7 protein-coding genes are annotated in these 15813 nt (G+C 38.8%); all 7 read right to left on the reverse strand.

The window, feature by feature from the left end:
- Nucleotides 1-214: 214 nt before the first annotated feature.
- A complete protein-coding gene (locus tag RDN93_RS05965; protein ID WP_308744648.1) occupies nucleotides 215-3019 on the reverse strand; it encodes a hypothetical protein in 2805 nt (934 codons plus the stop codon).
- Nucleotides 3020-3182: 163 nt separating this feature from the next.
- Nucleotides 3183-4916, reverse strand: coding sequence for an IPT/TIG domain-containing protein (locus RDN93_RS05970; RefSeq protein WP_308744649.1), 1734 nt, complete (start codon nucleotides 4914-4916; stop codon nucleotides 3183-3185).
- 118 nt (nucleotides 4917-5034) lie between these two features.
- Complete coding sequence (locus tag RDN93_RS05975) at nucleotides 5035-6990, reverse strand: RagB/SusD family nutrient uptake outer membrane protein (protein WP_308744650.1); 1956 nt, start codon at nucleotides 6988-6990, stop codon at nucleotides 5035-5037.
- A gap of 14 nt (nucleotides 6991-7004) precedes the next feature.
- Entirely contained in the window at nucleotides 7005-10187 is a 3183-nt protein-coding gene (locus RDN93_RS05980; protein WP_308744654.1) for a TonB-dependent receptor, read from the reverse strand.
- A 99-nt stretch (nucleotides 10188-10286) separates the two neighbouring features.
- Nucleotides 10287-10802: a sigma-70 family RNA polymerase sigma factor gene (locus RDN93_RS05985; RefSeq protein ID WP_308744651.1), complete on the reverse strand. Its 516-nt coding sequence runs from the start codon at nucleotides 10800-10802 to the stop codon at nucleotides 10287-10289.
- 162 nt (nucleotides 10803-10964) lie between these two features.
- Nucleotides 10965-13739 (reverse strand): two-component regulator propeller domain-containing protein, encoded by a 2775-nt coding sequence (locus RDN93_RS05990; protein ID WP_308744652.1) that lies wholly within the window; start codon nucleotides 13737-13739, stop codon nucleotides 10965-10967.
- 710 nt (nucleotides 13740-14449) lie between these two features.
- Nucleotides 14450-15813, reverse strand: a 1364-nt coding sequence (locus RDN93_RS05995; protein WP_308744653.1) for a glycoside hydrolase, incomplete at its 5' end; no start/stop codon positions are given.

Consider the following 15813-nt stretch of genomic DNA (forward strand, 5'->3'; position numbering starts at 1 on the left):
TGCTAGATCCGTAATATTTTGAGCTGAAATAAACATAGGAAGAAATCCCAATAAACCAACTATATATTTTATCATACACACTACAATATCTATTATTTTATTGTCGAAATTTTAAGAGTCAATAATATTAGGTTCAGCTCCGTTTCAGGAAGCTCTCCCCCCCTCATTAGTCTGACTATATTCAAAAGATAGTCTTCATGATATAAAAAAGTAATTATTTCAACATTTTTATTTTTACAGCTTCCCTTGAATGACAAATCCACTCTCCGTCTCTCCATTCCAGCCAAACATCAAAAGGCTTTCCCTCACCAAGAGTAACTTCCAAACCGTCCATACTGAACGAGTATCCGTTTCCTATGTACAATGAAACAAGTCGTCCTTTCTCCATGGTTGCAACACAATAGGTGCCCATAAACCGGATGCCCATATACTTCGCTTCTGTTTTTTCATTCACCGAATGAATGATATGGTCCATTTTGTCTTTCTTGAAATATTCGACCGACAACTTGGCTACACCTTTTTGTTTTGGAGTCTTACTTGTATAGACCGAACGAATTTGGCTTTTTGCTCCGTTGCCGTATGGTTCATACACTGTTATAAAAGGATGGTCCCAAGCTTCACTTTTTTGCCTTATCAGTAATGCCGGTACAGGAAGCGTACGTAAAGACGGTTCATAATAACGATGATTGAACAAAGAGTTCAGTTGATAAACGGTCCTTCCTTTACCTGTCGGCACAAACATCCTCATATGAGTATCATCTATACCCAAATGATAGTCTACATAAAAGTTGTCAGGATTCTCGCAGCTACCCAATGTAGTGAAATAAGAATATCCTTTACCGGACAACGAATCCAAGGGAGAGGCAGACATCGGCATCGGTTGCCCCGACGAAAGGAAGAATTCGGAGCCGGTACCCATGTTATGATAAATATAGTCATGGTAACGGTCTTCCCCATCTGTCACGTCCGACCGGAATATGTCTACATAATAGCCAGTGTGTGGCGAAGTACGGATAATAGAAAGCATACGGCGTTGTTCCGCCTTGATTTCCGAAGTATGGAAATGATTTACCGCATCTACATACTGGTGGTAGGGAGATACCTCGTAGTCAGGAGTTTTTCCATCAATGACGACAGGTTCGGCATGTACAATTTCCAGATTCTGCGGCATGTTATTGTCCGCACCTTTTCCATTCGGACTCACGGTATTGTGTCCAGCTACGTTAATTTTATATTCATGTGTGTCCGCCCCCCAATAATCCTGACCTACACCTTGATCTGGTGCCAAAATATGTCCACGCCCATACAACTCCATGTTCATGCCATTAGGTTGCCTGTGCCCGGTATCCTTGCCAAATCCCATCAAAGTAAAAGCCAAAGCATCCTTCGGGTCGGGTGCATCATTGCGACCGAATACTAAAGAGTATGTTTCGGAATAGGATGTACGCGCCAATTGAGGAGCACTATCAGTACGAGGGATTTCGGGCAAATAGAAAAACAACGCATAATAAAATTCATTGTGCAAGTTCCGTTGTGGGGCATATTTCATCCATTCTGCACATTTTCTTTCTTGCAAACTATCTTTCTTATCGTGCCAGTATGCCATCATAAGTTCCAGTTGTTCGGTATTCATGGTAGCATATGTAGCATCACCAAAGTTAGTAACATAACCATTGGGAAATAACATTTGTGTCATTGAACTCGAGGCTTTGCTCAGCAAAGGATCTTTGGACAAAAAATCAAGACCATTTTTATAATAAATGAAGCCGAAACGCACCAATTGCCCAATAGAGCCTTGTCCGTATCCGCCCGGAGCTTCAGGCCACAATCCGGTAGTAGGACTGATGTTGGCACGCAGCACATCGAGATAAGCCCCATGATGTTCCGTGGTAGGACCGTAAACCAATTTGTTTACATAATAAGCACGCCCCTTGCCATCCTGATAAGTGAAATCCTCGTCAAGCGCCAAGGCATAAAGCATGGCAGATTGCTGTTCATTCATGTTCCAGTTGCCTTTCAGTCCTCCTCCACGGTTCAGTTTGTTTTCTATCAAACGCTTGAACATCTTCTCGAAACAACCTAAAGCCCATTCTTTTCCTTCGGGATGAGGAGGTGCCCATATCTCACCATCAATGCCTTTGACAAATTGTTCCGAATCAAAATACTCTTGCCGCAAATAATCGTAAATCATGTCGTATGCCAATGGAAGAGTAGCGAAATGGCGGGTATCACCTAAAGTCTCGAAAGAAAGGTAGCCATTGAGACTTCCCTCTTTATGATTTTGTTCCCAACCCGAATTAAGTTGTTCTTGTTGTGCTGCCCCACGAACAAAATTCCACAAGATGTCGGCAGCCAATTTGGCATATTTCCTATTTTCCGTCAAGTAATATAAGATAGACGATTTCCAAGCCAACTGAATGAAAGCCCGGTTCACGGTTTCCGTTCCAAGTCCGGTCTTGGTGAACGGGACGGTATCATACGGAGTTTCGTTGCCCAAATCCGATAATTCATTGTTAGATGATTCAGTCAGCTTCACAATGCCAAGATTCATACTGGCAGGTTTGGTCAGCGAACCATCCCCGTAAGGAATAATTTTGTCCAGTGGAGCCAAAGGCACGGAGTTGCTGGCGGCACGTCCGTAGGTCACTCTAACTGTAGGATATTTGGCATTACCTTCCCTGCGGGTGACATAATTTCCTTCGGTATAGAAATGCGTATAGCGTTTTCCTGGTTCCCAATGCATCTGCATACGAGAAACCACGTATCCAGGATTATCCTGGTGCATAGCAATGATTGGATCCACATCGGCTTTCAGCGCCTCATAAATGTCTCTTGCCCAGTTCACCGATTCTATTTTCGCCAGAATAGCTTGTTTGTCGTCCATCGTAACAAATACGCGAGGATGCATATTCGTGCGAAAGTCTTTTTCGCTAATGGTCGACTGTGCAAATGCTATCCACACATCCAACAACAGGAAGATGCAAAAAAGATAAAAATATTTATTCCTTATATGAACCATGGTATTTCTTTTTCGATTAAAATCACACTTTACCATTATTATATATTATTGTTGATAACGTAAAAAAACAAAGAGCGCATCATTTCGTCTGTGACTCCGGATGCGCTCTCCCATCTTTAAAATATATGAGATCTAATACTTAAACAGTTATCCTTCATGCTTATCACTTACCCGGCTTCACAATATCAAATGCTCCGGCAGGATTACCCTCAAGGGCTTTGAGGTCATCAAAACGGATAGTCATATCTACCTTATTAGTCACATACAATCCGAATTTACAACCCAAAGCATCATAAGTTCCGTTATAACCAACACACTCAGAATTATTTCCAGTATCATCCAAAGTATCATCATCAATCCAATGCGCAAAACCAAAATTGCAATTACCGGAATCGTATGCAGGTGAACCCTCGACCATATTATCGCCTATCCATGCTTTCAGATGGCCTTTGTTGTTCCGACCGGCCTTGAAATAAACCACCACCGAGTACCATTTATTAGTTTCGAGTTTGCCAACGATTCCTACTACCGGATCAATCAGAGCATGACGATGCGAAAGTTTCAAAATTCCCTGATCAATGGAAAGATGCCCCGCCCAACTGTTTTTACACCCTTGACCGAAAATTTGCGCAATGATGATGCCACTCTCGTTCATAGGGAACTTGCCTTCGGGCAAATAAACCTTAAAACCATACCATCCTTCGGTTGTCGTTTTGAAATTACAAGTCACTTCGGCCCCTCGACGCATACGACGGTCATCCTCCAAAAGAGCTTTATAGTTGTAATAAAATTCCAAATATTTATCTACAATCTTAATATAATTGGGTTCCCAAGCCCATGCGTCTGTAAAAGGAAGATAGGATGTACCCGAATTGAAATCATGTTTATAAATTACATAATCCGCACCTGGTTTACTCCCATTTACTGGTGTTTGATTTTGATCAGCAGATAAAGTCAATCCAATTTCACCGACGTTTCCAACCCAAGTTGTTCCCACTTGCAGGAATGTGATTTTCAGATAATAGGTTTTGCCTTCTTCAAGATAGAATGCTCCCCATTGGTCTTTCCAATTGGTTGCCCATGAGCCGGTATTCTTCATTGCATGGGTCAAAGTCTCGTTCAATGCAGCTGTTTTCAAAGTATTCAGGTTATCACCGATATTAACGTTCAGCGAACTTCCATCTTTCGTCGTTCCTGTCATCAGATATACGTCGAACAATCCGGTTGCAGGAGCGTCAAACTGATATATGACATGAGCACCATCCTTAGTACTTCCAATACCACCTTCTTCAATGGTTATTGTTCCGCTTGTTTCTAAATAGTTGATGAGCGGTAAATTCAAATCTCCAACTAACGGCAATTCGGGACCACTAATCTTTTGATAACCATTAAAATCAATAGTAATAGCACCACCTTTTGCATCCGTAGGTACTGTTACGGTAACTGAAGTCGCTGTTAAAGCATCAGCAGTGGCCTTGGTAATTCCCTCTTCGGCACAGAATTCAACAATAACATCCTGAGCAGTAACCCCTTTATCAATGAAATATTGGAAATTCTTTCCATTTATTGTAATCTGCGAACCAGGAAAAGTGGGACTCGGATTGATTGAAGTAATCTCGGCACCAGGAACACAAATAAATTCATCGGTTGTTTCTGTATGATTCTTCCATACCCACAGAGTAATGTTACCAGTAATTCCCTTCTGCGGTACTCGTACTTTAATCTCATTATCCGACCAGCTTTCATAGTCAGTAGCCTCGACACCTCCGAAATACACACGTCCCACACGCTCTGTACGTTCTGTTCCAAAATTAGCTCCCTTTATCGTCACCACACTAGTTGGAAGACCTTCGCTTGGAGAAAACTCGGAGATTACAGGAACTGGATATTTATTCAATCCATTTTTTTCATCATCTGAACATGCAGTTCCTATGAAAGTGCTCGAAAATAACAGAACACAAATCATTATAGAATTAAATAGCTTTTTCATATTCATCTTTTATTAATTACATTCATTACCACTGCGGATTCTGCAATAACTGCGGATTCAACTTTATCTCATCTGTAGGAATAGGTTGCAAATAATTCTTCTTTGAAAATTTTCTATTGACCTTCTTTTCTACAATCACACACCCTGGCTTGGTTGGAGTATACGCAGGATCTTCATAAGTAATAGTTTCTTGTTCTATATTATCAGCAGTCCAAACACTTGATTTAAAAACATCTTCGTTTGTTACAGGATTTTTCATTGTAACCAAATACGTATTAGTATCTTCATAGCTTATATAGACACCACATTTTTCTGTCCCAAAGACTTGTTCCGCAATTCCCCAACGACATACATCCGCAATACGTAAGCCTTCAGCATACAACTCCAAAGCACGTTCACGACGGATCTCTCCTAAATAAGACATATCACATCCCAATGTTCTTGCTTTAGCTATCAAAGCAGCATTCAAAGGAGCCACTCCACCACGGGCACGAACTAAATTTAAAGACTTGTCCAAATCCTCATCAGAAATAGTACCATTCCCCAACTCGCAAGTAGCTTCAGCATAAATTAAATATATTTCAGCCAAACGTATTAACATACAATCCATTGCTTCCTGACCAGCATCGGTTATGGTAGACAATTCCGAGCAGAATTTCCGTCCACGAGTTCCTGAAGCTGTATTAGTCGTCAAATTAGGACAATATTGATACTGATTGGCAGACAAAGAAGTTATATCTGTCATATAATCTGCACCAGTACCATATTTCCCCCACCCCCAAACATAATCCAATGTCTTAGGATGACAAGCTGTCAGCCGATAATCACGATTTTCAAATTCCGTATTCATATCAATATATCCTTTAAACAAAGGAGACACATGAACAGGCAAACCATCAGCACACAAATACATATCAATTAATTTCCGTGTCATCTTAGCTGGTTCTGAATGCGTCAGATTCATATTACTCTTCCTATTCGTATGATCATAGACAGCACGAAAAATAGCTTCTTTATTACTAGCCTTACTCAGCCCGGCAGGATTAGAATCACTACCTTCCAAGTTAAATAGATAAAAATAACTCTTATGTGCATACAAATCCGGATTAGCCGAATTGGGAACATTCTCTACCCCTAAAAACAATTCAAATGTCCCACTACTGATAATCTCATCGGAAAGTGTTTTGGCCATGGTTAAAAAATCGGTCACAGAAGGATATCCGTCGGGAATTACCGTTCCAGCACCATTCTTCACACCGTCCCCATTAGTAGGATCAGCCGTACCTATACCATTATATTTCTCCCAAGTACCTTCATATAAACAAACACGTGCCTTAAAAGCTTTTGCAGCTTCAATTGTAACATGACCATCGTTTGAAGTCGAAGACACTGTCGTGTTTTTCAAGTTAAAAATGGCTGTGTCCAAATCATCCAAAATAGCTTTTACAACTTCGTATCGAGATGCCCTCTTACCCCATACCACATCTGAAGAGACATCGGGAGTACTCATCATCAATGGTATTCCACCAAAACGTTGTAACAAAAAGAAATGATGCCATGCACGAAAGAAATGAGCTTGACCAACCGGACCTGCTATTTCGTTAGGGTTAGAATAAGAGGCAGCCTTCTCTATTAATTGGTTACAGCCACGTAGCCATTCATACGATTGAGAATAATAATCATCAGAAGTGCCGGCCGCATTTGTCCCATTCACTGCATCGTGAGAAACTGTAATCAAATCTGTCCCATAATCAAAACGAATGGCATAAGTGTTATTTGCACTACCTTTCTTTCCATTGGACTGCCATGCGTAAATATTAGTATGAAGATTATCAGCAGCAGCCTGAAATTGTTCCAAATTTTGAAAAAATATAGCTTCTGTTTCAGAATCCAGAGGCTTAAGATTCAAAAAGTCATCTATACAACTTGTAACAACCAATGAACCTAATAATAGGATGTATATAACTTTACCTGTTTTCATAATTTACATGCTTTTTAAAATGTGAGATCAATACCAAAAGAAATCGTACGTGCATAACAATCAATCTTGCCCTGTCCCGTTGAAGCCTGTGCTTCAGGGTCAAATTTATCATCTACATGTGTCAATTCAAACAGATTATCTGCCGATATATACAAGCGTAGATTTTCCACCCCTATTTTTTTCATCCATGTCTTAGGCAGCGTATACCCCAATGCCACATTCTTTAAACGAGCATACCAAACATTCATCACATTGATATCGTTATATTGACTATAATTCCAATCATTTACAGAACCATTAAATGACAGCAAAGGAAAACGAGCATCAGTATTTCCTTCTGTCCATGTATTATCAAGATAGGTCTTATTTTGATTCATCCACCAACTAACGAAAGGACCACGCATATTACCTTCGCGAATAAGATTCTGTTTACCAACTCCCTGAATGAATGCCGAAAAATCAAACCCTTTATATTTTACTCCCAAACTAATTCCAAACTGATAGTGTGGATTAGAGTCACCATAATAATAGAGGTCATCCGTAGTAATCGCTCCATTTTCATCCAAGTCGACTTTCCTCACGCATCCAGGACGTAACTGATTATTACTATTTTGAGTAGGAGCCAATGTACCTGTTCCATTAATCGTTCCATAATAAGCAGTGACTTCTTCTTCATTCTGCAAATACCCATTAGTCTTGAATACGTAAATTGAATTAATCGGTTTTCCTTCTACTATTTTATTTTTACCATAAGTGATAGCAGCTGCGCCTTCATAACTAGTTACTTTAGTATGCGCATCGGACAAACTTAATCCGACACTATAACTGAAATCTCTTCCTATCCGATCATTCCAATTCAACTGTAGTTCCCAACCATTAGCACGATAACCTCCGGAATTTGTTTTTGGAGCCGTTGCCCCCAATGTCTTAGGATAAGTGATATCAATCAACATATCATTATTCTTACGGATATAATATTCAAATGTACCGCTAAGACGATTATTAAGTACGGCAAAATCAACCGCAACGTTAGTAGTAGAGACACGTTCCCAGGTTCTATCTTCTGAAGTCATAGAAGAAATCCATGCCGTGTTCACTTTTGTACCGTCAAATCCGAATACTGTATTCCCTTTACTAATTGTTGAATAATAATCATATTGGCCAATACCTCCTTGTGAACCGGTTTCACCGTAAGAGCCACGCAACTTTAAATTATCAAATACATTCCAATTCTTTACAAACTCAAATTCAGAGAAACGTATGCCAGCTGAAAGACCATAAAAATTAGCCCAACGATTATTCTTTGAAAATCTGGAAGATCCATCACGACGGAACAAACCTTCTAACAGATAAATTCCCTTATAATCATAGTTCAATCGGCCAATCCAAGAAATCATTCCTACCTCATTTCTGCCTCCAGTAGCTTCAGCAGTAGTAACATCTCCTAAATTAATATCATCCAGTTCGTCATTGGCCATACCTTTACGATATTGGTAGTATTTCTCATATCCTGTTTTTTCACCGGTCAAACCCGCCATTAGTGATACGTTATGACTACCAAATGAACGATTATAATTCAACAAAGCATTGTAAGTTTGATAAAAGGTTTCTTCTAAAGTGTTTTTTACCCAGCAATCATCATCTGACGATTGATAATGAATAGAACCTGCCCCTTGGGAATAATCAGGATAACCGTCAATAGAGGTTGTTTCACCCGCCCAGTCATAAAGAGTAACATGAGTCTGACGCTCTATTTTTTTATGATGTCGGATACGAAAGTTGGCAGAAGTTTGTAAAGACAGTCCCTTTACATATTTATTGAGGTCTAAAGTCAGTTTACCTCCTAAACGCATGATTTCTTCCGTATTGTTATTACGTCCTCCTTCAACCATTTTAGCCACAAGATTATTATTCCCAAAAGTATCATAAAATTGCCCGTATTCATTATATATCGGGAATAAATACATATCTTGCAAACCATGTCCCACGCCTTGTTGAGGGCTACTGGTATTCCGTTTATCATAAGAGACATTGAACTCTGTCTTCACAATATCATTAATTTTATAATCAAGGTTCGTACGAAAATTATATTTTTTCTGTCCATCATACACCACGTCTATTAAAGACCGGTCATTAGCATATCCTAATGAAGTCATAACCTTCACTCTATCATTACCTCCCCTGACCATTACGTTATGTGATTGTCCCCATGTTGTTCCATAAACAGCATCAAACTGGTCAGCATAAGGGTCCAATACCCTATAAGCACCACTTACCATACCTTCAATATATTCACCATTTGCAAGGGAATGCCACGTTTCTTCCGACCAGCCTAACTTCCAACCGTACGTATGATCTGCACCATATTTATAGTCATTCTCCACAGCCATATTATGCATTTTTGCCCATTCTTGCCCATTAGCGACCGGATAACGTTTTCCTACAATATTAGCATGTACACTTCCCGAATAAGTGACTTTGATTTTTCCTTCTTGTCCACGCTTAGTTGTCACCAGCATAACACCACCGGCAGCTTTAGTACCATAAATTGCAGCGGCTGCATCTTTCAATACAGATATGCTTTCAACATCATTGGGATTAATTTGCGAAAGTTCCCATTCGTAAGCTTCTACCCCATCAATAATGATCATTGGTTTATTGGCATCATCATTCACAGAGATACCCCCACGTAATGTTATCGAAGTACCTTCATTTCCCGGACGAGAAGAAGTACGCGTTATTGTCAGCCCGGGAATGGTCCCCTGCAGTGCAGAAGCCACACTCTGCGTAGATTTTCCGGCAAGTACTTCATCTCCTTTTACTTGGGTAACAGACCCGGAAAGAGTCGCTTTCTTTTGAACTCCATACCCAACAACTACAATCTCATCCAGCATCTCGGAGTCTTCTCTCAAAACAAATTTCAGTGGCTTTCCTGTTATATTCACTTCTTGTGTTTGAAAACCCACATACGAAATGATCAACACCCCTCTAGAAACATTATTCAATGTAAAATTACCATCCATATCAGTAATTACTCCATTGGTCGTTCCCTTCACTGAAATACTAGCTCCAATAATAGGTTCACCCTTCTCATCTACTACTTGCCCCTTTACGAAACCAGATTGTAGAATAGCCTGAACATCTCTCACCTCCGAAAATACCAATTGAGGACTTCCGACCCATAACGTGGATACCATCACCACAGAATATAAAACTCTTTTCGGTGAGAATCTAAGAAAATCATTTTCCATAAATTCCAATTTAAAATTAACACTATATCGTTTATTATCTCTTTTTTATATACACTGTTGCAAATATGTACGCATCTCTTTCCTTGCCATAAATAAATGACATTCTACCGTTCGCTTCCCAACATTCAGACGAGTAGCAATTTCTACAGACGAAAGTCCTTTAAAGCGCGTCAAATAATAAATTTGTTTTCGTTGCCTTGGAAAAGTTGACAGTTTTTTCTTCTCTAATGAAGAAATATCATTGGTCAAGACAATTTCTTCCGTTTCATTCGTACAAGAAGAAGCTTCATCGTAGAGATAGCTACTGATTTCTCTTGCCTTATAATAGCGGCGGAGATAATCAGTTACAATATTACGGGAAATGGTATAAATAAAATGCTTTACAGTATCTTCACAAAGAATTCGCTTATATTCCATCAGACGTACAAATACATCTTGTGCCAAATCTTCCGCATCACAACGATTGTTAATTCTATACGTTATAAAATCCACCACACGAGAATAATATTCAATGTACGAATCTACAATAATACTCTGGGATCTATCAGTTACATTCTCCATAATATAAACTTTGGGTTATGATTACGAATGCAAATATAAACTGTTGCTCCCATATAAAGGCATAAACTTGAAAGCGGTAGGTATCAATACAAGGAAGAAAGACTATAAACAGATAAATATCTATATATCAACAGTATAAATAGTTAAAAGCAAAGTCCCAAATCATTGTTTTGATACTCTGTCATGATCTTGCTTCTGAATATACTCTAATGGAGTACATCCCATTTGCTTTTTAAACAACCGGAAGAAAGAAGACTTTGAATTGAACCCACAAGATTCTGCAATAGACATTAATGTATATAAAGAAATATCCTCCTGTTTTTGCTTTTGAACAAAAGCTTCCACTCGATAATGAGCAACAAAATCGGAAAAGTTAGTATTCAATTTAAAAGAAAGACATTCTGATAAAGAAGAAATAGAACAGGATAACGCTGCGGCAATATCCGCACTCTTCAACTGTTTGTTCAAATATGGTTTTTCTGTTTCAAAATAATGAATGAGTTGTTCATACAGGCGATCCAACTTTTCCTGACTGGATCTTGGAGTTTTAGGTCTATACGCCGCCGTATTTAACAATTCATCGTCAGGATCCTGTTTCATTTCTACTATCGCCACTTTTCTCCGCCAATATTTCCATCCGATACCCAATAGCACAATTATGACAACTATAGCAGCAATACCATACGTAACATACCATGGATATTCTACAATAATTTCCAATTGAGTTTCATAATCAGAATTTCCTTGTCCACGAACTCTCAATAGATATTTCCCCGCCGGCAAATCAGTATAGGACAAACAGTTATTCTCAATATTATATTTCCATCTTTCATCAAACCCCTCCAGTATATATTGATAAGAATCCAATGCCCCTAGATAGGTATGCATGGAGAAACATAATTCCAAATTGTTCTGAAACGCAGGTAATACCATTGATTTTGCATAAGCCGGAGTTACAGGACCTTGTTCCTGATCTTCCAACAATTGTTGCCGCTTCCCTGCAACCTTAACAGAACTAATACGTGGCAAATCACACAATACAGCTTGTGACAACTGATAAGGATCACAAACAACCAATCCCATTTCATTAGCCCACCAATATCTATTTTGACTATCCTTACTAAATGAGCGGCATACCCCACTAGGTATCCCAGCTGATAAATCATACAACTGTTTCTTATTAGTCACCCGATTATAACGCAGAATCCCTTTCATTGTGGCAATCCACCACACATTCTGCTCATCTTCATAAACGCTATAAACTGTATTATGTGGCAAAATATTATCTTCTGAATAAATATCAATCTCCGATCCCCGCTCATTCAAAACAATCAGCCCCATCCGATCGGTACAAATGAACATCTTTCCATTCTTACTTCTGGATATATTATTAATCTGTGCTTTAGATATATTCTTCAATTTATCCTTTCCCTCAAAGGTATCCGTTATTTTATGAGTAACCTTATCCAATAAAAAAACACCTTCAGAAGTTCCTATCCATAAACGATTACGGGAGTCGAAACACAAAGACAAAGCAGAACATCCCGGATATTTATTAGTATCCAGCGGGTATATATCCGTTTGATTCGTATGCATATTATAATAAAGCACTTTCTCAGATGTAGCTAACCATATCCCCTCTTCATCTGACAAACAAGAATAAAACTGTGTTCCTTTATATACATTTTCTTCAGAGAAAATCCTGAAAGAATTCCTTTTCAAAGAATAAAGGACAAGCCCTTTTGTTGTACCAATCAAGTAATCGTCCCCACCGAATGGTTGAATAAATAAAATAGAATTAGAGAGTAATGCCGGATAATCTTGAGTGGTGAAAGTCTGAACACGTTTTTCCTTTTCAGAAACCAACAGTAATCCATTCCTTGTTCCTATTAATTTTATATCATCCGAGACAATGCAAAAAGAACGCACCTGACGATTGAATGTAGTAAAATCCGTGCCGGGAAGCCGATAAACATTAAAAGCATCATTTTCAATCTGCGAATAAGCGATTCCCCCGGAAAAAATACCCAGCCACAAAGTAGTTCCTTTCTTATACATAGAATAGAACTGGTTGGACCGGAGCCCGTTTTTCATATCATCATCAGCTACAATCGTATATTGCAACCGGTTCGTAGTACATGAGAGCACCTCTATCCCCCACGTTGTATTTACAAATAGTTGTCCGCCATCGATAATCAACGGATAGGTTCTTTTCTTATCCTCTATTGCGAACTCATTCATAAATCGGCGATTCTTCATATCAAATCGTAACATTGAATTGTATTCGGCAGAAATATAAAGAACGTTTTTATGCGAATTTAGAGAAGCCAGAAAAAACGGGTTGAATTTCAACGGCCAAGCATACCTCGTAACTTTCCCGGTCTTGGTATCTAGGTTTAACAATGCTTTTTCAGTAAGCAACCAATAGTCAGTAAGAGTATTCTCCAATATAGAGAACACTTGTCCTTCATCAGCAATCACATGTGTCAATATACCTTTGTCATAGACAAAAAGCCCATCAATAGCAGCTACATACACCTTTTCGTCTTTTCCCCAATGGATAGCACTAACCCTTTGAAGTTCCTTTTTCCCCTCACAAAGAATAGATTCCATCTTACGTGTTTTCAAGTTAATACGGGCAAGCCCATTCTCCATACCGACCCATAACCAATTTCCTTCCGTTTCTTCCAAAGATCGAACCTGCCTGTTTTCAAACTCTGAATAGATCTCCGTATTAATCCCGTCGTAACGGCACAAGCCTGTATGAGTACCAATCCATAGAAATCCATTATCATCTTGAAACATCACATTAGCCGTGCTGTAAGGTAAACCATTCTCGGCTGTCAAACGGTTAAACTTCAAGTCTCTCGCCAACAGATATTGTGGATTAAGTATATTTAGCAATATAATAAATAATACAATGAGTATGTTTTTCATCCTTTTCACATTCTGTTCCCTGCAAATATACATTATTATTTCGTTCAAGAAGTATATAACATTGAAAAAATAAAGCCGGTTGTCAACAAGGGATGCTTCATATCAACCCTTATTGTCAACAAGAATCCATACAATGCAGGGAACATCGGTCAAGCTTCTTTCCTGATGTTCGTTTTTTAAGATTTTATAGAAAACCGATTGTTCTAAAAATGATAAATCAAAGAATAAACTGTATAAATCACCGCATTAATATGCATAAATAAAGAATTTTATTGCATAAGGTCAGAACAAATATGCACTTTTTGCACTCATAAAGCATCCGTTGGTTTAAAACAATCGATGCGTTCCTCGGTGCCGGTCGACTTGACCGGCACCGAGGAACGCATCGATTGCCACCGGGGAACACAAAAAAGAGGCATTGAGAGCTTGTTTTCTCTCTAGCTATAGTATTAACACCAACATAATAAAAGTATCATAATGATTGGTCATTCAATACTTAGTCATACTTTCAACTAATTTAAAGAGCAAAACACATTTCAATTTAACCAATAAATACGCGAAATAATAAAAAACGAGAATATCCTGTTCAGGATTAGCTGAGTTTTTCCGTTCCGCTTAATAGGGAGTGGTAATCATGCCCTCTCTTGATTGTTTTAATATTCTATTTTTAAGGATAATCGTTTTTTCATATTTGGGCATTCTTTTCATTTTTATAGTTCACGAATTAACACGCAACTCCACGGAGCCAATTCAGACTTCCAAACAAAAGTGCCTTCTGAATTCACCTTAATAATCTGTTTATCCGTATTCCAAGCAGCCTGCCTCAAATAATCGATTTCTTTGTAACCGGGCGAATGTGGAGCACCAATTTTCAAGTAATCATCATACACATTACCATGATCCTTATCCAATATTTCAATTTCAAAAGCAGTGCCCGGTTTTAATCCTTTCAATGCTATATCCACTTTTTTAGATGATGCTTGCATGTAATTGTTAAAATTCGCAGCCGAAGGCACGGCTTCTTCGTATTCTGACGGATAATTAAAGGCTACAGCCGATATTTTGCCTGTTCGGGAAGAACGGCTCACAAACAACGGATCTTTATAATACAGTTTCTCATCGCCTAATTGGTGCAACATACGATAAGCATGAAAAGAAGGTTTCACCAACCCTTGGAAGTTAATCATTCCAAAACCACCATGAAAAATTTCCTCACCACCGCCTTTTTCTTCAAATACATCCGTGAATGTCCAGTACATCAACGAATTGGCCATCCCCAAACAATCTAAGTTGGTTTTCAGAATATAGGCTGCCGGCGGCAGGACATCATGCATACGGTCACGACTATTAGGACTTGTACTCCACTCTGTCAGGTGAACTTCCGCATTAGGATATTTACTGCTCGCAATCTGCTGACGCAGCCATGTTATATCATCATGCAGGGAATGTACATAGCGAATGGCATCCTTACTACGCCCCGTATCCGGATCTAAAGCATAATCTGTGGGATACGGATGAGTTGAAATAAAATCAACCGGCAGATTTTCCTTTTCACAAAAACGAAGAAAATCTTCAATCCATACACCTTTCCATTGTTTGGTATTTATTATATCCTGTGAATAGAAAACAGACTTTTTATGATCCATTATTTCACCATCATGGCGATTATCTGCTATAAAATTACTGGTTGCAGGTCCCCCTACTTTCAGTCTTTTATCTATAGATTTTATAGCCTTAACAGACTCTTTGTACATACGAAAGTAATCACTTTTTGTCCCGTCAAAAAAACCGGCTTTTGGGTTCAGATTCAGATTCGGCTCGTTCCATACTTCAAAATACCAAGTTAAAACTTCATCGATGCCATATCTGTCAACAACATGTTGTGTAAACTCCTTTACCAAATTATGCCATTTATCAAAGTTATTGCGGTCCACAGATACATTATTCTGATACCACATTTGTTGCTTGCTATCTTTTGCAGCAATGTCTTTCGGGAAAAATGATAATTCTACAAAAGGTTTTACCCCCAAAGCCAGCATACGATCGTAAACTTCATCTATATATTGCCAGTTAT

The organism is uncultured Bacteroides sp., from assembly GCF_902491285.1.
GTDB lineage: Bacteria > Bacteroidota > Bacteroidia > Bacteroidales > Bacteroidaceae > Bacteroides.

Coding starts and splice junctions, on each gene's coding strand:
- RDN93_RS05985 (WP_308744651.1), bottom strand. CDS start 10,802: ATGGAGAATGTAACTGATAGATCCCAGAGTATTATTGTAGATTCGTAC.
- RDN93_RS05980 (WP_308744654.1), bottom strand. CDS start 10,187: ATGGTATCCACGTTATGGGTCGGAAGTCCTCAATTGGTATTTTCGGAG.
- RDN93_RS05975 (WP_308744650.1), bottom strand. CDS start 6,990: ATGAAAACAGGTAAAGTTATATACATCCTATTATTAGGTTCATTGGTT.
- RDN93_RS05990 (WP_308744652.1), bottom strand. CDS start 13,739: ATGAAAAACATACTCATTGTATTATTTATTATATTGCTAAATATACTT.
- RDN93_RS05965 (WP_308744648.1), bottom strand. CDS start 3,019: ATGGTTCATATAAGGAATAAATATTTTTATCTTTTTTGCATCTTCCTG.